This window comes from Moorena sp. SIO3I6 (genome assembly GCF_010672095.1).
In genome coordinates this window covers 33,820-55,978 of the sequence record NZ_JAAHHU010000037.1, presented here as the reverse complement: position 1 = coordinate 55,978, position 22,159 = coordinate 33,820, and the positions used below count along the sequence as shown (strand labels likewise).

The window sequence follows — 22,159 nt, the reverse complement described above, 5'->3', positions numbered from 1 at the left end:
CAGACCGTTTGTTTTTGGGAGAAAGAATTTCGATAACAGTAATTACTTTGCCAGTTTCTACCTTTCGCACTTCTAAATACCACTCCCTAACCGTTTCAGTCATCGGTAGAGCAATCTTCATTGGTTTGACCCTAGGAGCAGCAACGGTAACCAGAGCTGAGGGTTCTTGGTGGTTGCTTTGAGAACTTTGAACGACTACATGATCTTTTCGGGCGGGCAGGATGCCCACTCTACCTAGCATCGAATCATCACCAGTAGCGTTGTAGACTCTTTCCTCAATTGCTACCCGATACTTCGGACGTAGTTGGGGGTTAAGGCTTTGGGCAATCAGGACAATTAGCCACTTGTGGACTTGTGACCAATATTCAGGTTTTTCCAGGTAGGGATTCATCCCAGGAAAGGGTGAAGGCATATTGTGTATTGAGGCGGTGAAGTGGTATAATGATTAGATTAACGAAGAAGTCTGGCTCTTTGGTAGCTGCAACCTGGCCAGTATTTTTCGGAAACTTCCGGAAAATCACCAGGATTTGACGATGTGTTATACCAATTTATAAAATTAAGTGGTATAATAGCGTCTAAATAAAATTAATCTTAAGACAGCTAGGGTTTGGGTTAACCCCCTAAGCTGCTATATCCTTAGGATTTAAGCAACGTTTAACAAAAAGTCTCTCAAAGTCTTACTCCGTATAGCTTTGAGATTTTAATAATTCAGTTTTTACTAACTAGCATCTGAATGCCTAAAAGTTTTGCCTAGCAATACTCTTAGGCATTTTTTTTGAGAAATTAGCATCCCTTGATAGCAAAGAACCATTATGAATCAAGTTGACCTAGCCTTTACTCCAGCTCTAGACCAAGCCCAACTGATCCGCAAGGGTGAGATATCACCCCTGGAATTAGTCCAACTCTACCTTGAACGGATCGAAGCATTAAATCCCCAACTAGGGAGTTACTTCACTGTGGCGTCTGAGATGGCACTTGCGGATGCTAAAGCCAAAACCGAACAACTTGCCCAAACTACCGATACCTCTAAACTCCCTCCATTTTTTGGTGTCCCGATTGCCATTAAAGACCTCAGGGCTGTAGAAGGACTCCCTTGTAGCTTTGGTGTTGCTGCCCTCAAAGACAATATTGCTAACTATGATGATGGGGTAATCACCCGCATCAAGCAAGCTGGATTCATTATTTTAGGTAAAACCGCTACCTCTGAACTGGGTTCCTTACCCTATACCGAACCCCCAGGATTTCCACCGGCTCGCAATCCCTGGAATCTGGACTACACACCAGGGGGGTCTAGTGGCGGTTCAGCTGCAGCAGTAGCAGCTGGCTTATCTCCCATTGCCCAAGGTTCCGATGGTGGCGGTTCCCTACGCGGTCCAGCCTTTTGCTGTGGTTTGGTCGCCATTAAACCGACACGAGGTCGTATTTCTTCCGCTCCAGTAGGAGACTTTCAAAGTGGTATTGCTAGTATTGGTCCGATGGCACGGACGGTAGCTGATGCAGCTGCTTTACTGGATGTGATGTCTGGCTATATTACTGGAGACCCTTACTGGTTACCTGACCCAGAGATATCGTTTCTAGAGGCTACCCATCAACAACTGGATAATTTGCGGATTAGTTTTGCCACATCGATTAAACCAATGGGAGAAGCGTCAGCTGTATGTGAAAAGATTGTAGTGGAAACGGTGCAGCGACTGGAAGGGATGGGACATCTGGTTGAACGGGGTTGTCCAGATTTCAGTGACATAGTAGAACCGTTTAAGACAGTATGGCAAGCTGGGGTAACCTCAGCAGGAATTCCCCTAGAAGCCTTAAGTCCGATTAATCGCTGGATTGCTGAACAATCCGGTACTGCTGGGGAATACTTACAAGCGGTGACTAAGCTACAAATTATAGCCCGTCAAATTGTGGGATTCTTTAACAACTATGATGTGCTAGTGTTACCGACTTATTTACATCCACCGATTCGGGTAGGAGAGTGGGACGATTTGAGTTATGAAGAAACCTTGGAGAATATTATTAATTGGATTGGACCGTGTCCACCATTTAATGCTACTGGACTTCCTGCGATCGCAATTCCTGTTGGTTTTGATGACAAGGGCTTACCTGTAGGAATTCAGTTAGTGGGACCTCCAGCATCAGAAGCAACACTATTGGCATTAGCGGCTCAGTTAGAAGCTGCAAACCTCTGGATTCATAATCGTCCCACAATAGCAACGGAAGTATAGTTTAGGACATAATATTTGGCTTTAAAGGGAACAGGGAACAGGGAACAGGGAACAGAAATATGTCTGAACCTTGACTTCGACTGCTATAAAATCTAGAATTTACAGGACTTACGCCACATATGAGTTATTTCTCCATCCGACAAGTAGAGTCATAGCGTAAGTCCTGATTATAAGTAAGTCCTGATTTAAGAGGTCTTGATTTAAAAGGTTAATAGTAAACCGTCAACGGTCAAGAATGCTTAGACTTTTTTCAACCAGCTAAACATAGCGCGTAAGTCTTTACCAACTTCCTCGACGGGATGTTCTTTATTCTGACGGCGCATAGCAGTGAAGACCGGTTTACCTCCCTGATTTTCCAAGACAAATTCACGGGCGAATTGACCTGATTGAATTTCTTTGAGGATTTTACGCATCTCGGCGCGAGTTTCATCAGTAACAATCCTTGGGCCACGGGTATAGTCACCATATTCAGCAGTGTTGGAGATGCTATCCCGCATGTTAGCTAAACCACCTTCCACCACTAGGTCAACAATCAGTTTGACTTCATGAAGGCATTCAAAATAGGCCAATTCTGGTTGATAACCAGCAGCAACTAGGGTCTCAAATCCGGATTTAATCAATTCACTCAAGCCGCCACACAATACGACTTGCTCACCAAATAGGTCAGTTTCTGTTTCTTCCCGGAAGGTAGTTTCAAGAATCCCGGCACGGGTACCACCAATTCCTTTGGCGTAAGCCATGGCGCGATCGCGTGCTTGACCTGTGGCATCCTGGTAAACAGCAAATAGACAAGGTACCCCTTCTCCCTGTTCATAGGTGCGCCGCACCAAATGTCCTGGACCTTTGGGAGCAACCATGATCACATCTACGAACTCTGGGGGAACAATTTGACCAAAATGAATATTGAAGCCGTGGGCAAAGGCAATAACATTACCCTCGGTCAGATTTGGCTCAATTTCTGCCTGATAAATGGTTTTTTGCACTTCATCGGGCAGCAGGATCATCACCAAGTCAGCCGCTTTAGCAGCATCAGCCACTGTGTGGACGGTTAAGCCTGCTTCTTCAGCTTTGGCCTTAGACTTACTACCTGGATAGAGTCCCACGATCACATTCATACCACTTTCTTTAAGATTAAGGGCGTGAGCGTGACCTTGAGAACCGTAGCCGATAATAGCTATAGTTTTATCCGCCAGTAGGTCTAGGTTAGCGTCGGTATCGTAATACATCTGAGCCATTGCAGTTTCTGTTCCTTTTTTGCTGGTCATTGCAAACTTACCATGATACCGCAAAACTGATCTCAAGCCTGGCAGGTGAGATACCTTTTTATCGATCAATCCATCACCACATTACCCCATGTGTGGATACAGGTCTTGGATGGTAATGATAAGTATTTCTAATTATAAATTCCTAAGGATTTTGCCAAAGTTATCTGAGGGAGATAGGATCTTTAAAAAACCTGTTAAACCTAGATATTAGAGCATTTTCATGGATCGGTTTTACAGCTAACTCTCTGGTGTAGATACTTGTGAAAAATATATAAGTAAAACTTATCGAATTGGGGATTAAGCCTTTCATTCTTAATCGGTCTTAATCTACTGAGAGTTTTCCCGTAGTATCAGAGATGGAGTAAAAATAAGCATGCCAAGCTCCTTGAACCAAAGGATAGGCTTTTGCCGTATACTCACAACGTCTCTACTATTGTTTTAAATCGAGAGGATTACTAAAACATGGCAACTTACAAAGTCACCTTGAAAACACCAGATGGCGAGTCAACCCTTGACGTTCCTGAGGACGATTACATTCTCGACGTTGCCGAGGAGCAAGGTGTAGATCTGCCTTATTCCTGCCGTGCGGGTGCCTGCTCTACCTGTGCTGGCAAAATAGAGAGTGGTACTATTGATCAGTCAGACCAATCTTTCCTGGATGATGAGCAAATTGCGGCTGGCTACGTTCTGACCTGTGTGGCCTACCCCACTTCTGATTGCACGATCACTACTCATCAAGAGGAAGCACTGTACTAAGTACTACTATAAGTACTAATAACAGAGGGGAAGTAACAGAGCTTACAAGTTGGGTGTTTTACTCTTTGAGCTCTTTACTTCCCCATCGCCGAAAATCGGGTGATGAGATGATTAGGTAATAGGGTGATGGAGAAATCACGCGCTTATTGCTAAATCAAGGAGGAGAAGGAGGTAATTTTCCTGAAATTATTCCGTATCTTCCCCTTCTCCCCCCTTTTACCCTTGATTAGACTAGGGTGTTACTAGTGCGCTGGCATTTTGCCAGAAGATAATAGAATTGTTCAAAGGCTGAATTTGAGTACCAGGATAATAGAAGCTGAGAATTTTTTCTGCGGACCAACCGAGTTTAGCTAAATTTTGGGAACCGTGTTGGCTGAAGCCAACCCCATGTCCAAAGCCGCCACCTACGAACACGAAGCCTTTGAGGGTTTGGTTGGCTTTGTCATAAATCGGGTCTACGTAGAAGAGGGTGCTGCGGGGAGGACCAAAGGCGCTGCGGGCTTCATTTTTACTCAGCTCCAGGATACCCCGATCCGTTGTTACCGCCATTTTCAGCACTCGTCCTGCTGGTGAACGCTCTACCACTTCCATATGCTCAATGGTAGTGAAGTTGGCAAGGGGATGTTTGGTTTTTTTGAGATAGCGTTGTAAATGGCTGGTGACTTGTTTTAAGCTATTGTTGTACTTCCAGCGGAATAAGTAACTATTGTCAGTCTCATTAAATCCTTGCTTCAAGTTCATGAACTCACGGAAATTTTGTTCGTCTGCTAAGGATTTTTGTGACAAATTCCAGAGGGAGTATGGGGAGTCTACCACTGCTTTTAAGTAAGGACGTTCTGACCCATTCCAAACATCACTGAAAGGCGCACTGATTCCACCAGTTGCAGCGGAATACAGGGCATCTACTAACTCATTGTTGTAGGTCAGCACTAGACCTTTAGTGGCTGCGATCGCACGGTCAGCCACTGGATTGGTTTGATTTATTCCGAAATAAACCTGGCAGTGAGTATCCGCACAGAGTTCGTAACCGTCAACATTAAATCGGCGTCGGTTCCGCAAGGCGTAGGTGCGAGCAATAATGCTCTGAGCAGCTACGGTTGAATAGCGTGCTCCAGCTCCAATTTCATGAGGTACCACACCCCGCAAGTAGCTTTCTAGAGGTACCTGATTTACTAAAGTATAGTCACCATAGGCATTGGGCTGGATGCGTAGACTACCAGGATAAAGTCTTGTCCTACGGTTATTTTCTCCTTTGCTAACCCAGATCAGATTTTTACCAGCAGTAATATCGATTTCCCGTCGATGGTAGCGATAGTTACCAATCACAAAGGAAGCATGGGGCACCTCGGTGACAACATTAGTATCAATATAGGCAGTAGTATCACCTTTGGCTTTGATACTTGCTAGCAGTAGACGTCGCAATAAAGGCGTTTGATAAACACTCCGTTTTGCCCACACCTGCCAGCGGTCAGGCTTGGCAACTTCCACCTCAATCCCCTTTTCCCGCCATTTATTGGCACTATCTTCTGCAGTTTCAAAGGTCCCATGGTTACTCAAGACCACGTACTCTTCGATCTGGGGCTGCTGTAACGGTTTATTGACTATTTCCAGCTTAAGGCTGCTAAGCTGCTTGGTTTTCGGTTGCATATCACCGCCTAAAAATTTGACGGTTAGCTGATCGTCCGGGGCAGCTTTCAGGGTGAGCTTGTCAGTTGGTTCATCTCCAAAGCGCTGCACAACTCCCACTTTTAGTGGGATATCTGAGGCTTTGGCAGCTAACCCTGATAGGATAGGTAGTCCCCACAACGATAGTGTCATCAACGGTATGAGGAAATGGGGATTGGAAGCTGGGGAATTGAGAGAGATCGGTTTTTTCGTGAACCCCACTATCCAATTGCGAAACCGACCTGTCTTACCCGATGCCGTATTTTGATGCGAATTCAAGTCAAACGCTTTTATTGTCATTAGCTTAGTTTTTAAAGTACCCAATCCATAATTCCCATTCCCCGATTCTAGATCCCGAAAAGTACGATCCTCCACAGGTATTGTTACCCTAACCAGGTCTGGTCATGGTCTTTGCTTTGGCATTGGGATGATTTGGTTGAAGATGCTGCCCGCAGTTACCTGTTGGGATTACCTCTATTGATTACTTCGAGCTAACAATACTTCCCCTTGCCTGATTCGTTGGGCAGCATCTAGTAACACGTCTTCTAGATAGGGTTTGGTAAAATAGCCTCTAGCACCGAGATCAGCAGCTACTTTCCGGTGTCGATCAGCACCACGAGAGGTGAGCATGGCCAGGGGGATTTCGCACAAATCTGGGTCTTTTTGAAGGCGAGATAGCAGTTCTAGACCATCCATTCTGGGCATTTCAATGTCACAGAATACGATCTCGCAAGGCAAACCAGACCGGAGTTTATCCCAGGCTTCTTGACCATCACGGGCTTGTTCTACCCGATAACCAGCTTTACTGAAGGTCATAGAAAGGAGTTCACGGACTGTGATTGAATCATCCACAATCAACACCATGGGATCAGATTTGATCAGATTGACCTCGGCTCCGCTGGCGGTTGGAGTTTCCATCCTTTGCCAGATCGCAACACCACCATCTTTACGAATCCGACCCATAGCAAGGTCAATCAGTTCTAGAACGTCAGCAATGGGCATTACTCGACCATCCCCTAAGACGGTCGCCCCGGTAATGCCTACTGGCTTGGGTGCAGGGCCTTCGATTTGCTTAATAACAATTTCTTGCTCCCCTAATACCTGATCAACCTCTACGGCGAGCATGTTACCTGTACTGCGCAGTACCACCACAGAAATCAGGTTGTCTTCCCGTTGGCTGCCATAGACACTAGCCCGGCTGAGTTGGCTATGGTAGGTCAGCAACTCTGAGAGGGGCTTGAATGGGATCTGGGTGTCCCGCCATTGAAGAAAGGCTTGACCTTGGGAATTGGTCTGAATGCAGTCAGGGGAGACATCCTGCATGTCTTCCACCCCATCCATGGGAAAAGCAATTCTGGCGCGATCGCTTACACAGCAGAGGGCTTTACAAATACTCAGGGTCAGGGGTAAGCGAATGGTAAAGGTGGTTCCTTGCCCGAGAGTAGAGTCGATAGTAATGGTTCCCCGAATTTCACTTAAGCAGGTGCGCACCACATCCATACCTACTCCTCGACCTTTGGTATCAGTCACTTTCTCAGCAGTGGTGAACCCAGGGTGGAAGATAAAATTGAACAACTCCAAGTCGCTCAGGGTTTTTGCCTCAGTTGGGGAAATGAGATTCTTTTCAAGGGCTTTAGCTCTAATTCGATCTGGATCAATGCCCCCCCCATTATCCGAGATGGAAATCACCGTCTGATTTCCCTGGTAGAATGCCCCGAGGGTGATTTTACCCGCCCTAGGCTTGCCCGCAGCCAGCCGTTCCTCTGGTAGCTCAATCCCGTGGGTAATGGCATTGTTGACCAGGTGGGTCATAGGATCATAGAGGTGTTCCAAGATCATTTTATCAATCAAGGTTTCCCGCCCCTCAACCTGTAGCTCGGCTTCCTTGCCTTCCTGCAAGGAAATTTCCCTAACTGCACGGGGCATTCGGTCTGCTGCCTGGGCAAAGGGCACCATACGCGATCGCGTCAGTCCTTCTTGGAGTTGATTAGTTACCTGTCTGAGGGTACGAGTTACTTGGTCGGTTTCATCCACCAAAAACTCAATGTCAGATGCCGACTCCTTAACCCGGACAATCAGCTCAATGATCTCTTGGGATAGCAAATGGAAGCCTGTAAAGCGGTCCATTTCCAGGGGGTGATAGTCTTCTTTGCTGGTGCAATTCTGGTTTCCTTGTTCCCGTTCTTGGATGCTTGTAGTGCGGTAAATCCTACTACTAGACAATAGGGAATTTTCCAGCAGGGTTCGCTCATACAAGTCCCGCATTTTCAAACCCACATCGTTGAGGCTCGATACCTGATGGGATAAATTATCTAAGAATTGCCGCAGCCGTTCTTGATCTTGCTCTAAGCTATTGCGACCAACCACCAGTTCTCCCACTAAATTGCTCAGGGTGTCCAGTTGTTTAACCGGTACCCGCATGGTTTGTTCAAATAGCTTAGACCTCGGACGCCTTGTTTGGCGAGACAGATCCTGGTTCATCCCTCCTGGGATAGCAGAGATGCTTTGATTTGCCTGCTCTAGCAAGTGCTCGATGTCTTTAAAGTCATCCTCTACTGAATCCACCTGATTGGTTTTCGGGGTTTCTTGGTCTAGGGAGTGGTTAGGTTCAGGGCTACTAGTTTCATTTAATAGGAGTTCTAGTTCATCAAATATTCTTTTCTGCTCTGATCCCACCTCAGCAGTGGGTAAGGTCACATCCAGAGGTTTTATACTGTCAAAATCAACGTTTTGGTAATGTGCGGTAGCTTCTGCCAACAGCTGCTCTAATTGCTGCCATTGATCTTGGGTTGTTGGTAATGGTTTTGGTGATGAATCTGGTAATTTGTTTGATTTTATGGGATGGGATTTTCTATTTTTTCCTTTGACAGTTGGACTACGAGTGGGTGTAGACGCCTCACCGGGTCGATCTGAAGTCGAGGTGGGCTTTGGAGACCCTGTGGTTGATGGGGAATTAATTGCTGGCTGTTCATGGTTTGCAGGGGGGTGATTTGGAATCAGCTCCAAGTCATTGACCAGATTGAAATCTTCATTCAGGTCGGTGTGGGTGGGGTCCGGGTGTGGGGTGCTTGGTGGGATAGGCTGCTGTTTGCCCATCCCATAACTATCTAATTTGGTGGGAGGAGTACTTTCCGAGCTTGAGCTATTTTCTTCAAAAAAGGTATCATCAAATAAACTACTTAATTCGTCGGCTGGGTTAGTTTTTTGAGTTAGGCTTCCCTCACTACTCCCAAAAGAAAGTAATTCTTCAAGGTCTTTATCTGTCAGGCTTGGAGTAAGGTTAGGTTGACTATCCTTTCGAGTTGACTCCCTTGACTGTAGTAACTCAAAGGCTGCTTCTTCTGGAAATTCCTCATCGAACAAACTGAGTAAATCTTCCTCGGTAGACTCTGCTGCCTCCGGAATGTCCAACTCATCAAGTTCTTTAATCAGGTCAGATAAATCCTGTGGTTCGTCTGTAGTGATAGAATTGTCTGATTGGCTAGACAACTGCTGGTTATCTGGAGCGATAATTTCTTCTTCTTGCCAGGTTTGATCCAAATCAGGGGTCTGACCTTCAAAGATATCAGCTAAGCTATTTAGTTCTTCCATGCCAACTTTCGGTTCTCCAGCATCATCGGTCTGGTATGGGATGATATCAGTAGTTGGTTTTTCCACTTCCTCTATATCAGGTATATCTTCTAGGAAGTTATCTAGGTTAAATTCGTCTTTGATTACTTCTGGTGGCTGAGCATCTAGGTTGTTAGACATTCGGAAAGCATTAATTCCACATACGCGCACATTTTTGACCTTTTGCCTTGGCCAGTTCGCCGGTTCCCTCCATGATAGTTCTAAAATTTCATCCCACTAACTAGCCAAGAGGTAGCTTAACACTCTCGGATCTATACATACGAGGTTTTCTGGCCTCGCTAGCTAGATTTCTAATAACGTTTTTCTGATCTCAGTTCAACTGTAAGTTCAACGACTCAGAGCATTTAAGAATTTCTGGATACCTGAGAATAACGACTGTTTTTTTTGGGCAGATGGTATACTTTGAGAATCTTCTGGGCTAGTTGTGTTAACTAGACTTGCCTTAAGTATAATTTGCTCAATAGCCTCTGCTGTCGGTTTGCTGGGTTCTTCAGTCACCAACTGATACTCATCATCGATTTCTAGCCATACTTGCCACACAGAAGGGTAACAACGCCATAGAGCCCCTCCTGGAAAGGGTCGCAGATAATAACAAGACTCCAGGGTTTTCAGGAAGCGATCGCGTAACTGACGTGCGGCATAGCCAATCCCTACAATCGAGACATCTTCGAGCTGAGGATTTAGGATCACACAAGGGCGATCTCCAGCCAAATTGCAAATCTTTTCCACTTGGGCTACTTCCACAGCAGATGGACCCACTAGCAAGAAAACCTGGTCATCATCATCAATTCTAGTTTCTTCTGGGGAGCGACTGGTGCCAACATCAGTAATTTTAAACGGTACCTCTCCCCAGTCACGATGGGCAAGGGCTGAAGCACCGGTATCAGGAAAGAAGATTTTCAGTCCGGAGCCATACTGCTCAAATATCGGAATAAATGCTTGGGCGATTGACTGGGCTTGTAGGGCAATTTCTGGAAAGACCAACTCCACTTGTACCCTGGTTTGACCGTCATCTAGGGCGGCTTTGGTCGCTTGTTTAGCTTGAGCGATCGCGTCTTCTAAGCTCAAAGGAAGTTCACTCATGAGTCTGTCCGTATGTGTCTTTATCAAAGACTTTAATATTAATGGCTTCAAATATAAATGTCTCGCCACACTAATCCCACCCAATCAACCCTACCCATAGGAGCAATTGAGCCTTTTTTGAGCAAAGTTAGACTTTAACTTAGACCGTGGATAATGTTGGTTGTGGCATCAGTCGTTCTAAAATTTGCTTGAGTACCATCACCGTCCAATCTACATCAGATTCTGTGGTATCTCGCCCCAGTGTCAACCGAATTCCAGCCAAAGCAGCTGTATCACTGTAACCCATTGCTAACAAGATCGGACTCGGACTCAGTTTACCACTGTGGCAAGCGGAACCTGCACTAATCCCAATACCAGCCTGATTAAACTGGCGCACTATAGTTTTTCCAGTGACACCCTCACCAGGGGAAGTCACACAGAAACTAACGTGATGGGGTAAGCGATAGTCTCGAGAACCAGTGGGAATGAGATTGGGAGTATCAGCGAGTTGGTCAAACATGCGATCGCGTAATCGAATTAACCGAGGTGTCTCTGTTAGCATTTGCGCTGCTGCTAGTTCTGCCGCCATGCCAAACCCAGCAATTACTGGCACCGCCTGGGTTCCAGACCTCAATCGGGATTCTTGTCCACCACCGGAGATCAGGGTAACTAACTCCACACCAGGGCGGATATACAGTGCCCCTGCTCCCATCGGACCATAAATTTTGTGACTGGAAATCGACAGCAAATCCACCGGTAGTTGTTGAACATCGATCGATAGCCGTCCGGCTACTTGAACTGCATCGGTATGAAACAGGACACCCTGTTGACGAGCAATTTGTCCGAGTTCATCAATAGGTTGGAGCGTACCTACTTCACTTTGACCGTAGATGACGGAGACTAAAACTGTATTTGCCTGTAGGGCAGCTTTTAAATCACTGGGATTGACCCGTCCCAGTGAATCCACTGGTAGCCTAGTCACTTGCCAACCCCACTGTTCCAACCAGGCTACTGGTTGAGCGATCGCAGAATGCTCTACACTAGAAATAATCATATGCTGGGGTTTTTTGTAGCCTTGGGCCACCCCCATAACTGCCAAGTTATCGGCTTCAGTACCGCCAGAGGTAAATATAATCGATTCCGCTGGTGCATTGATTAACCTAGCCACCTGTATTCTAGCTTGTTCCAGTACAATAGCCGCTCGCTGACCCCACTGGTGTAAGCTAGAGGGATTACCCCACTGCTGGGTAAGGATATCTTGAATAGTTGTAATGACTTCTGGGCGTGGTGGTGTGTTGGCGCTATAGTCCAGATAAATTTGCATGGGTTTTCAGGCAACCAGCTATCTCTACCTTCAGCATATAACCTTTCCAGGTCTCTCTCCAACTGATGAATAATAACTGAAGACTAATAATTAGTGACTAATAACTTAAAACTAATAAGTAGTGACTAATAACTAACCACCTGGTTTACCAACATTATAGTCCTCGTGGGACAAAACCGCGTGAGGAACTAATAAGCTACCCTGGTCGTGACAAATCATTCGGTAGTTGCGCGTTACAGGAATACTGATGATCCAGCGGTTGTGGCGCAGCCGCTTGCCACCAAATTCTCTGTAATCCTGGTGATTTTCCAAACCAGCGATTATCCCACGGGCTTTGACCACCACATGGGTAGGAAGGTTTTTTAAGTCAATGGGATCATCTTGAAAACTAGACTCCCACTGCCGTTTTTGCTGTTTTTTCTCTTCCCGTGCTCGGTTTTTTTGATCACATCGGTGGCATGTTTTACCATACCCCTTGTGGCCACACGGGAATGTTTTCTTTCGTCTTGGCATAAGACAGTAGTTCGGGTTAAACTCCCTAACCCGCTAATTAGGCTTCGGTGTAAGGCATTCCATAAGAAAAAGGCAATTAGGGGGGGGTAGTTGAACAAGATGGCAACTGATATCCCCTGGTATTTTATGTTAATTCAACAACTGCATCTATTTGAAGATTGTGCTGTTAGCATGGGGAAATCAGCTATCCAATCGGGTTTTTTGATGCCTTGAGTTCCCAACCAGCGTGTATTTACTGGAATTTGTATTATCCTTTGCTGATACTATTGATGTTGTGTGGCTGTCAACAAGCTCAGCCACAGGTGTCTCTTGAGCCCCCTCTGCCCCAAGACCCTTGGGTTCAGGCTTACTTTAATCATAGTAGGTCAGCCCAATACACCGATCCTTACCGGGGAGTAACTCGGGAGGGAGATAACTTGGAGCAAGTGATTGTGGATGCGATCGCATCAGCAAAGTCAACAGTAGATGTGGCGGTTCAGGAGTTGCGTATGCCCAGAATTGCCCAAGCTTTAGTAGAACGTAAGCAAGCTGGTGTCAAAGTCAGAGTCATTTTAGACAATAACTACAGCCTTCCGGTCAGTAAACTAACCGCTGATTCAGTAGCAAAACTGCCCCAAAGAGAACGCTCACGCTACAATGAGTCTCTAAAATTGATCGACCGTGACGGAGATGGTCAGCTGAGTGCAACGGAAATTTCAGAAGGAGACGCTTTAATCATCTTAGGAAATGGTGGTGTACCTATGATTGATGACACAGCGGATGGTTCTCGAGGCAGTGGCTTAATGCATCATAAGTTTATAGTTATTGATAAGAAAGTTTCTATTATTACCTCAGCCAACTTCACTCTTAGTGATCTACATGGTGACTTTCAGTTTCGAGACAGTCGTGGCAATCCCAACAATCTACTCAAGATTGACAGTGTAGAGTTAGCTAACCAATTCACCCAAGAATTTAACGTGATGTGGGGGGATGGTGCTGGCGGTAAACCAGACAGTAAGTTTGGTCTCAAGAAGCCATGGCGACCAGTAGAGCAGGTGAGACTGGGGGATACAACTGTGGGGGATACAACTGGGGGGGATACGACTGTGGGGGATACAACTATCGCGATACAATTCTCCCCAACCTCCACTACCAAACCTTGGCATCAGAGTAGCAATGGTCTGATCGCTCAAATCCTTCCTCAGGCTAGGGAAACCATTAACATCGCTTTATTTGTCTTTTCCGAGCAACGGCTAACTAATGTTTTAGAGGAATCCCATCAACAGGGTGTGAAGGTCAAAGCGCTAATTGAGCCAAGTTTTGCTTTTCGCTATTACAGTGAGGGTTTGGACATGATGGGAGTAGCTGTTGCTCACAAGTGTAAATATGAGACTGGTAACCGTCCTTGGCGTCAACCGATTGCTACTGTCGGTGTGCCTCAGTTGCCAGAAGGAGATGTCTTACATCACAAATTTGCCATTCTTGATGGAAAGACAGTGATTACGGGCTCTCACAACTGGTCAAAAGCAGCAAATACCAGGAACGATGAGACGGTATTAGTTATTCATAGTCCTATGGTTGCTGCCCATTTTGAGCGGGAATTTCAACGCCTCTATGGTAAAGCAGTGAAGGGAGTACCAGTTAAAGTTCAGCAAAAGATTAAAGCACAGCAACAAAAATGTGTGCCTCTTGACCCATATTCTTGAGCTTTAGGGCGACAGCCCCGCGCCCTACGCGGACATTGTGGGCGTCTCAAAGTTACCGTAAGGATAGTGGAGCCTTTATGGTTGGTCGGTTATGCATAAAAGAGGTGCGACCCGTGGCGAATTTAATTCGCCTACGGAAAGCGCACCTTTGGTTAAAACTTTATGATTAAGGCTCCACTAACAATCAGGTTTCGTCTCTAGGAAGGATAGCCCGGTGACGAGCGTGAAACGGAGTCACCAACTAGGACTCCTTAGGTACAGGGAGACGAGCTATGAAACTCCTGACCAATTCGGAGGGAGTCATTCCCCTTCTGTCGGCTTCCTGTTTCAATTGTCGTTTTTCAAAGTCGGTTACTCTGACTATCAACTTTTTATCTTTCATATTTTTTTTGCTATTATGGGTTGTCATATGGATACCCACATGTTACCATAATGATAGGTCGATAAACAGGAAGACAAAAAAATGAGATCAGCATACCAGTACCGGTTAAGGTTGACGAAATCCCAGGTTACTAAGATAGAAAAGTGGTTGGACATGCTGCGCCATCAATACAACTATCTATTGGCGGATAGATTCAATTGGTATGAACAAAATCGCTGTTCTGTTAATTCCTGTCTTCTGGTTTGTCACTTACCTGAACTAAGAAATAATCCTGACTATTTTTCTCAAAAGAGGACTCTGCCTCAATTAAAGAAAGATAGACCTTGGTACAAGGAAATTCATGCCCATGTTTTGCAAGATTGCGTCAAAAGAGTAGACCTGGCGATAGCGCGATTTTTGAAGGGTGACAACAATGGCAAGAAGAGCGGAAGACCAAGGTTTAAAAGCAAAAACAGGTATAAATCCTTCACTTTTCCGTCTCTATCAAAAACTCCCATAAATGGCAAGATCTTGACGCTCCCTAAATTTGGGCAAGTTAAGATGATCTATCACCGACCTATACCTGATGGGTTCAAGATTAAAACAGCTACCATAACTCGGAAGGCCGATGGTTATTACGTTACATTGTCAATCCAGGACGATTCTGTTCCGGATGTTATACCAGTAGACAAAGTTACTAATCCCATCGGTATAGATATGGGTCTCAAGTCTTTCTTGGTAAAGTCTGATGGTACAGAGGTACCCATTCCCCAGTACTATCGGAAAGCTCAAAAGCAGCTCAAGAAAATCCAGAAAGCTGTCAGTAGGTCTAAGAAAGGTAGTAACAACAGAAAAAAGGCTGTCATTAAACTTGGTAAAGCCCATAAAAAGGTTGCCGATACTAGGAAAGATTTTCATTTCAAAGCGGCCAAAGAGTTGCTAGACAACCACGACCTAGTCGCTCACGAGAAGCTTAATATAAAAGGTTTAGCCAAAACTAAAATGGCAAAATCAGTTTTGGATGCTGGTTGGGGTCAATTTCTGTCGATCTTATCAGTCAAAGCCGAGAATGCTGGACTGATCACGAAGGCAGTAAATCCTCGTAACACTAGCCAAAACTGTTCTAATTGCGGGAAAAAGGTTCCAAAGAAGTTAAAAGACCGCATTCATTGTTGTCCTCATTGTGGTTATGTGACTGACAGGGATGTGAACGCGGCAATTAATATATTAAATTTGGCGGTGGGGCATCCCGTCAGCAATAAAGCTTACCGAGTAACCGAACTGTTAGGTGGTTTTGGTAAGAAGCCCGCGCTGTCCCGTTAGGGCAGCGTCGGGAGTATGTCACTAGATCATACTATTGAATAGTTGGCATGACGGGTTATACCCCTCAAATTAATTTGAAAATGGTCTGTTGGGTTTTGTCGTTAGTAATTAGTCATTGGTAAAACTTCCACCAATCGGTCATGGCCTGTTCACAAATCGGTGTTGTCCGAACATTAAACCAGCTTTTTTGCTTAACACAGGTTTGCGCTGAGGTTATCTTAGGTGTTGGGGCTCAATAATACCAAGTAGGTAATACTGCTCGACCTGCTAACCTTAATCGATATCTAGGGTTTCCTGGGTGTCAGAAATTCTCAAAGCTGTTAGGAGCAGCAAAACTAAGTTATTGAATTGCTTGACGACTTCTATGGCAAATGCCACCTGGACTCGCCGCCATATTCTTGCCCTGGCTGATTTTACGCCAGATGAATACAATACAGTGTTACAAACTGCCGCTAGCTTTCGGGAGGTACTTTCCCGACGCACCAAAAAGGTACCTGCACTACAGGGTCACGTGGTTGCGAATTTGTTTTTTGAACCATCCACCCGTACTCGTAGCAGTTTTGAACTAGCGGCTAAGCGTCTTTCTGCTGATATCCTAAACTTTGCACCAGGAACATCTTCCTTAAGCAAGGGCGAAACGATTCTTGATACAGCGAAGACTTACCTGGCAATGGGAACTAATATGATGGTGATTCGCCATCGGCAGGCGGGAGTTCCTCAAATTATTGCTACTGAGATGAATCGACTCGGTGTCCAGGTAAGTGTACTTAACGCTGGTGATGGTCAACATGAACATCCTTCTCAAGGATTGCTGGATTTGTTTACAATTTGTTCTTGCTTAGACTGGGATAATCCCCGGATAGAACTGCTTGCTGGAAAAAAGATTACCATTGTTGGAGATATTTTGCACTCACGAGTTGCCCGTTCCAATATCTGGAGTCTGCTTGCGACAGGGGCAGAGGTTCATCTCGCTGGACCACCTACCCTACTTCCGCAATTATTTGCTGAATACAGTAGTACTCGTCTCCAACAACCTAGGCAAAAGCAACAGCAACAGTTATGGGCTAAGTCTAGCCTTGGTCAACAGCGGCAGTACACCGAAACCCCTGTGATTGTAGAAGCAACGGTACCGATCACAAGTCAAGCCAGCCATTCCCTTACCTCTACGCAACAGTTACCAATTACCCATCCTAAGCTCTATGTTCACTGGGAGATTGAACCAGCACTAAAAGATGCTGACTTTGTAATGACCTTGCGGCTGCAAAAAGAACGTATGACGAATCATTTGTTGCCTAGTTTGAGAGAATATCATCAGCGTTATGGGATTACCCGGGAGCGCCTCCAACTTTGCCAACCCAACGTTCACATTCTCCATCCTGGTCCAGTTAACAGAGGCGTTGAAATTAGTTCTGAGCTGATGGATGATCCCGATATTAGCTTAATTCCTCAACAGGTGACTAGTGGAGTTGCGGTTAGGATGGCGTTGCTTTACTTAATCGGTAGTGGTAAGTTCTAAGGGTTAGAATCAGCAAACTAGAATCTTTACTTTGGTCTTAGAATACATCAATTACGCCAAGGTAAACCTTGACCATTACCCGATCTAACTGACGCCTGTACCAAACCCAAAATAAATTCTAGCAATCCTCTCCACTGCTGTTGACTAGCAGTGACTCCTTGCTTGTGGATGTGTAGAATCAAATCTCGATCAGGATGGTTAACAATTTCCTGAGCATAGCGGTTGATTACATCACCATCTAGTTGAATCACAGTTTGGGCGCAAATTAAATCATTGATTGACTTGACATTTGCCCGTTGGTGTGAATTAGTTTTTAGCAATGCCTGATTTCGACTATCCAGTGCTGCTTTCAGTTCACTGAGCTTACGCAAACAACGCAAGAAACGATTGTTCTTAAGAATCTGTTGCGCTTGAAGCATTTCCTCAGAACTGCTGGTTTTAGTAGGGTTTGGTAGTCGGGTGTTAATTTGGTGCAGTTCTACTGTGGGATCGGTGAGGATTTCTTGGCCTCCTCTAGCCTGCTCTAGAACAGTGGGATCATACAAGGGTGAATTGGGATCACTCAAAAGCACGGTGTACTCTAGTTCCAAGGTTTTACGTAACTCAAGGTAGCGATCGCGTAAAGACTGATGAATTCCCTGTTGCTCTAGATAGTCTGCTGAGATCGGGTAAATATCCCGGTAGGTTTCCCAGGGGATAAATTTATCTCCCTTAATTTCCTCCACTACCATGGTGTTAACTTCTAAGGCTGTGATGTCAATCAAGACATCCCCCAAAGAGCCATAAAATTCATCAAGGGTTTGACCTAATCTAGAGGTAACATCAGGTGCGACCCGTGGCGAATTAAATTCGCCAAGGTCAAGCCCACCTCGTTTTAAAGGTGATATTGCATCAGTAGTTGCTGGTTGCTTAAGGTTTCTGGTCTTGGTCACGGCCATGGTAATGATATATGAACTACCCTAAATATAGGTGGAGGAATGCTCGATTTCGACTCCTCTATGGAATCAAAATCGACCTAGGGCAATCTGTGTATGCCACGGGCGAAGTCTCAGGCAAAGCTTACTGCTTATCCTTTAGCACCAGAAAAAGCTAATTACGCCCAGATGAATCCTCTTTTTTACGTGGTTTCTTGATAAATAGTGACTCTTCCAGGCTAGACCAATTATCATCATCAAGTTTGATCGGCTCAGATTCATTCTGTTGTGCCACAGGAAAGTCAAACAAATCTTCCATGAGTTCTTCAGATGCCTGCTGTGATTGATCGGTGATATCAGAGATTTCTAGAAACGGATCTAACTCTTGAGATTGATCCTGATTAAAGTTATGGTCATCAGTTAGCTTATTTGTCAGTTCTGAAGTATCTGGATTTTCCGAAGGTGCCGATAGCTCCAAGCTATTTCCTAGAGATGGATAAGATTCCAGTTCATCAGTTGGGAAATCATCCCAGTCTTCATCAAGTTCTAAATCTGTTGCTGATCCATTGAGATTGCTTGGTGCAGTGAACGGATTCGCGTTTTTCGTTAGTTCATCCCACTCATTATCCTCAGAGACATCCAATGAATCTATCTCAGGAGTTGTCAATTCTAGTGATGAGTGCTCCGGTTGTTCCAACATCCAATCATCCCAATCCTCATTTTCTTCTAGCTCCAATGATTCTAGGCTGAAGAGGTTAGGATCTGCATCAATCTGTTGTGTATCTTCTTCAAACAGATCACCCCATTCCTCTTCTAATTCCTGGTTTGAAGCTTCAGTTGTGGGTTCTGGTGATGAGGGCGTTAACTCCAAATCTTCTAATGTCAGGAGTTCCCAATTTTGATTATCCACTGCATCGGATGGCTTGAACTGAGATTCCGATTGTTCTTCAACGAATTCTTGCCATTGTTGATCAATTTCTGCATCTGAAACGTCTTGGTCAGTTAGCTCGTGATCAGGCGACTCCAGTAATTCCCACATCGAGTCATCCCAATCGTCCTGTTCAGTTTCCGCTTCTAATGCCTGGGTGCTATCTGTCGATGGCATCAGTGAGGATTCCAGTTCTGCGGAGGGTACTTCTAGTAGTTCAGGCTCAGTTTCTAGGAAAGTGTCAGGACTAGCCTGGATTTCTTCTAGAACCGGAGGTGGAGGTACCAAGATTGACTCCACTTCTGGTGCCGTATCCGGTAGCAAGTCAATACTAGCATCTGTTTCCTCTTCAATCGGGGGTGGAGTTACCAAGACTGACTCCACTTCTGGTGCGGTATCTGGTAGAAAGTCAGGAGCAATGTCTGTTTCCTCTTCAATGGGGGGTGGAGGTACCAAAACTGACTCAGTTTCTGACCACCTATCCTCTAGGAAGTTTGCTATTGCTTCTTCCTGTTCCAAGTCAGTAGTTTCTGGCAATTCATTACTCTCAGTAATCTCTGGAAACAAGCCAGCCTCAGAAACTACTTCATCGACTACTTCATCGACCAATCCAGGTTTGATGATCGGCTCAGTTACGGTGTAGGGATTAACCAATGAATCATCAATGTTCCCTGGGGTAGGAGCTGTTACTGACTCAAGGTCACCAAAGATTGTTGGGGGTGTCTCTGGTGCTGTCTGAGTCGGTTCTACTTCGGCTGGGGGAGGTTCTGCTACTAACTCCGAGGCAGAGGCAACGGCTGCTGCTGCCAATCCAGTCCCCAAAACCGCTGTAGTAACTGTATCGAGACGATGCTCTGTATGTGACTCTACTGACTCTACTGACTCTACTGACTCTACTGACTCTACTGACTCTATGGCTACTCGGGTTTCAGTAACTGGTTCTGTGCTTGGCAATAAATGGGTTTCAACCCTAGGGGATTCAGGCTCTATAACCCCAGTAGTGCTAGTTGGGTAACCTAGAGTGAGTAGAACTTCAAAGAGCTTATGCAGACTCTTGATGTTGCTCTGAATAATTTGATTGCCTTGAGCCACCTGATCATTGTGAAATTGCCGCAGTTCTCTATAGCGACCATTGCCGATAAACTGGTCCCCCACTTCATTGTCGATGGCACCGTTAATGGTATCAATGCGGGTACACATACGATGACCAGGTTTTGCCTGGGCTGCATCTAAATCAGCATTGGTGTCGGCTACCCAGGTGGTAATTTTCAAATCAACTGCTTCGCTCAGGGCTAGGACAAGAGCCTCTTTAATGTTCCCTGTCTTAAGGTATTGTCTAAAGTCATCTCTAGGAGCCATAATAGTACACTCGCGCTTATTAGGGTAGTTTTCTAACTTAGTTTAGATTGACTTATTATGAAGAATTTTTGATATTACCACGTCCACCCTTGGGTTGTAGTGGTAGGATTCTTTAAAGGATATAGCTGTTGTTGAGAGTTTTTCGGTGACTGTGAACACCCAACCGTCAACCGTCAACAAACACTCGGTTAATTAAATTATTTAGGTGAAATTTATATCAGATGATAACGAGTTGAGCAACTTAGCAGCGCCCATTACTGCTGAACACTTTGTCTGTCACGGAAGTAGCAGATCAAATCAATAATATTTATATTTTTTTTAGTGTTAAATAGTATTCCCTTTTTTGGAAGATAGACGCTTAGCCACTATCAGTACCGAGAGCAGAGCCTTGAGGTAGCCGACCCATGGTAGTACTCAGAACCGTAAACAGTTGTTGCAAATTTTCCAAATTTTGCTGAATAGTCTGGCGTCCTTGTTTTACCTGCTCTAGGTGAAATTGCTTCAGTTCAGTGTAAGGTCCATTGCCCATAAACTCTGAACCAACTTCGTTGTTGATTTCACCATCAACAATATTCATGCTAGTACGCATTTGGCAATCAGAGGTTGGCTGGTCTAGCTCCGCTGAGGAATGAGGAGCTGGGCTAGATGAGGATACCCAAGTCGTAATTTCTAACTCCACTGCTTCACCTAGGGATAGGGTCAGAGCATCCCTAATGTTACCTGCCTTGATTTGTTGTTTAAAGTCGTCTTTAGTGGTCATGGATTTTGTTGCCTTAGTTGGGTACGGTGCGTGATAAGACGGGCTCGCAATCATTTTATCGGTCGCCAGGGTTGGGATAGTCCGTCTGGGAATATTGATAACCGGCAAGATGCCGGTTCCACCAAGATGCCGGTTCCACCAATATGCCGGTTCCACCAAGATGCCCGTTCCACCAAGATGCTGCTTCCACCAAGATGCCGGTTCCAACCACCGGGTCAAACAGCTTTTTAGGAGATCCACCCGTTATTAGTTTTTAGTTATTAGTTGTTAGTTCTTAGCCAAAAATCGGTAACTTCATATCCTAGTTCCTGTAACATTCGATGGAGCAGGGGTAAGCTCAGACCGATAACATTACTATGACAGCCTTCGATTTTGTCAACGAAGAGTCCCCCTCTACCTTCCAAAGCAAAGGCACCAGCACATTTAAGGGGTTCGCCAGTAGCAACATAGGCTTTTATAGCGCGATCGCTTACATTGGCAAAATAAACTCGCGTTACACCACAGCGCACTATGGTTTTGTTCCGAGATAAGTCAATTAAAGCATGACCTGTATAGAGTTCTCCAGTAGTCCCTCGCATCTGTTGCCAACGAGCGATTGCTTCAGATGGGTTAGGAGGTTTGCCATAAATCCCACCCTCCATACTCAATACAGAATCACAGCCTAATACCAGAGCGTCGCTAAATTGATCAGCAACAGTTTTTGCTTTTTGTTCAGCTAGAATCTGCACTAAGGTTGCTGGCTCCGGATGCTGCACTTGAGATTCGTCAAAATTGCTTTGGCAGACCACCGGTTCAATACCAGCAGTTTGCAACAATCGTCTGCGAGCACTAGAAGCTGAAGCTAATACAAAAGTCGGCACATCCATATAGCAA

General features: G+C 45.2%; 17 protein-coding genes. 5 read left to right on the top strand and 12 right to left on the bottom strand.

Annotated features, from left to right (window positions below; translation table 11 throughout):
* On the bottom strand, positions 1-412 hold a 412-nt coding region (locus F6K49_RS13695; protein WP_293097342.1), incomplete at its 3' end, for a DUF4058 family protein.
* Between the two features lie 400 nt (positions 413-812).
* Between F6K49_RS13695 and F6K49_RS13690 the strand changes: the two genes are divergently transcribed.
* Positions 813-2,225, top strand: coding sequence for an amidase family protein (locus F6K49_RS13690; RefSeq protein WP_293097339.1), 1,413 nt, complete (start codon positions 813-815; stop codon positions 2,223-2,225).
* A gap of 239 nt (positions 2,226-2,464) precedes the next feature.
* Here the strand turns inward: F6K49_RS13690 and ilvC are convergent, their stop codons facing one another.
* A complete protein-coding gene (ilvC, locus tag F6K49_RS13685) occupies positions 2,465-3,460 on the bottom strand; it encodes a ketol-acid reductoisomerase (protein ID WP_293097348.1) in 996 nt (331 codons plus the stop codon).
* Between the two features lie 492 nt (positions 3,461-3,952).
* On the opposite strand from ilvC, the gene F6K49_RS13680 reads away from it, so the two are divergent.
* Positions 3,953-4,246 carry a ferredoxin gene (locus tag F6K49_RS13680; protein ID WP_293023207.1) on the top strand — a complete coding sequence of 98 codons (294 nt, stop codon included), beginning with the start codon at positions 3,953-3,955 and terminating at the stop codon, positions 4,244-4,246.
* Between the two features lie 231 nt (positions 4,247-4,477).
* On the opposite strand, the gene F6K49_RS13675 is transcribed toward F6K49_RS13680, so the two are convergent.
* The 5 genes from F6K49_RS13675 to F6K49_RS13655 form a co-directional block, all read right to left on the bottom strand.
* The gene (locus F6K49_RS13675) at positions 4,478-6,286 is read right to left on the bottom strand and encodes a SpoIID/LytB domain-containing protein (protein WP_293043541.1); all 1,809 of its coding nucleotides are present in this window, start codon (positions 6,284-6,286) and stop codon (positions 4,478-4,480) included.
* Between the two features lie 99 nt (positions 6,287-6,385).
* Complete coding sequence (locus F6K49_RS13670; protein WP_293097336.1) at positions 6,386-9,691, bottom strand: hybrid sensor histidine kinase/response regulator; 3,306 nt, start codon at positions 9,689-9,691, stop codon at positions 6,386-6,388.
* A gap of 177 nt (positions 9,692-9,868) precedes the next feature.
* Positions 9,869-10,624 (bottom strand): DUF1995 family protein, encoded by a 756-nt coding sequence (locus F6K49_RS13665; protein WP_293064005.1) that lies wholly within the window; start codon positions 10,622-10,624, stop codon positions 9,869-9,871.
* A 139-nt stretch (positions 10,625-10,763) separates the two neighbouring features.
* Positions 10,764-11,927: a cysteine desulfurase family protein gene (locus F6K49_RS13660; RefSeq protein ID WP_293097333.1), complete on the bottom strand. Its 1,164-nt coding sequence runs from the start codon at positions 11,925-11,927 to the stop codon at positions 10,764-10,766.
* Positions 11,928-12,059: 132 nt separating this feature from the next.
* Complete coding sequence (locus F6K49_RS13655; RefSeq protein ID WP_293023259.1) at positions 12,060-12,440, bottom strand: hypothetical protein; 381 nt, start codon at positions 12,438-12,440, stop codon at positions 12,060-12,062.
* A gap of 254 nt (positions 12,441-12,694) precedes the next feature.
* On the opposite strand from F6K49_RS13655, the gene F6K49_RS13650 reads away from it, so the two are divergent.
* On the top strand, positions 12,695-14,125 hold the full coding sequence (locus tag F6K49_RS13650) for a phospholipase D-like domain-containing protein (protein WP_366514176.1): 1,431 nt from the start codon (positions 12,695-12,697) through the stop codon (positions 14,123-14,125).
* A 241-nt stretch (positions 14,126-14,366) separates the two neighbouring features.
* On the opposite strand, the gene F6K49_RS13645 is transcribed toward F6K49_RS13650, so the two are convergent.
* On the bottom strand, positions 14,367-14,507 hold the full coding sequence (locus F6K49_RS13645) for a CopG family transcriptional regulator (RefSeq protein WP_293097330.1): 141 nt from the start codon (positions 14,505-14,507) through the stop codon (positions 14,367-14,369).
* Between the two features lie 81 nt (positions 14,508-14,588).
* Between F6K49_RS13645 and F6K49_RS13640 the strand changes: the two genes are divergently transcribed.
* Together F6K49_RS13640 and F6K49_RS13635 are read left to right on the top strand one after the other, a co-directional pair.
* Positions 14,589-15,809: a transposase gene (locus tag F6K49_RS13640; protein WP_293097327.1), complete on the top strand. Its 1,221-nt coding sequence runs from the start codon at positions 14,589-14,591 to the stop codon at positions 15,807-15,809.
* Between the two features lie 364 nt (positions 15,810-16,173).
* On the top strand, positions 16,174-17,325 hold the full coding sequence (locus tag F6K49_RS13635) for an aspartate carbamoyltransferase catalytic subunit (RefSeq protein ID WP_293030157.1): 1,152 nt from the start codon (positions 16,174-16,176) through the stop codon (positions 17,323-17,325).
* Between the two features lie 47 nt (positions 17,326-17,372).
* Here the strand turns inward: F6K49_RS13635 and F6K49_RS13630 are convergent, their stop codons facing one another.
* The 4 genes from F6K49_RS13630 to F6K49_RS13615 all read right to left on the bottom strand — a co-directional run bounded on the left by F6K49_RS13630 (position 17,373) and on the right by F6K49_RS13615 (position 22,152).
* The gene (locus F6K49_RS13630; protein ID WP_293030154.1) at positions 17,373-18,263 is read right to left on the bottom strand and encodes a hypothetical protein; all 891 of its coding nucleotides are present in this window, start codon (positions 18,261-18,263) and stop codon (positions 17,373-17,375) included.
* A 151-nt stretch (positions 18,264-18,414) separates the two neighbouring features.
* On the bottom strand, positions 18,415-20,526 hold the full coding sequence (locus F6K49_RS13625; protein ID WP_293097322.1) for a hypothetical protein: 2,112 nt from the start codon (positions 20,524-20,526) through the stop codon (positions 18,415-18,417).
* A gap of 358 nt (positions 20,527-20,884) precedes the next feature.
* A complete protein-coding gene (locus F6K49_RS13620; RefSeq protein WP_293097319.1) occupies positions 20,885-21,526 on the bottom strand; it encodes a hypothetical protein in 642 nt (213 codons plus the stop codon).
* Between the two features lie 20 nt (positions 21,527-21,546).
* On the bottom strand, positions 21,547-22,152 hold the full coding sequence (locus tag F6K49_RS13615; RefSeq protein ID WP_293097316.1) for a nucleoside triphosphate pyrophosphatase: 606 nt from the start codon (positions 22,150-22,152) through the stop codon (positions 21,547-21,549).
* Between the last annotated feature and the right edge of the window lie 7 nt (positions 22,153-22,159).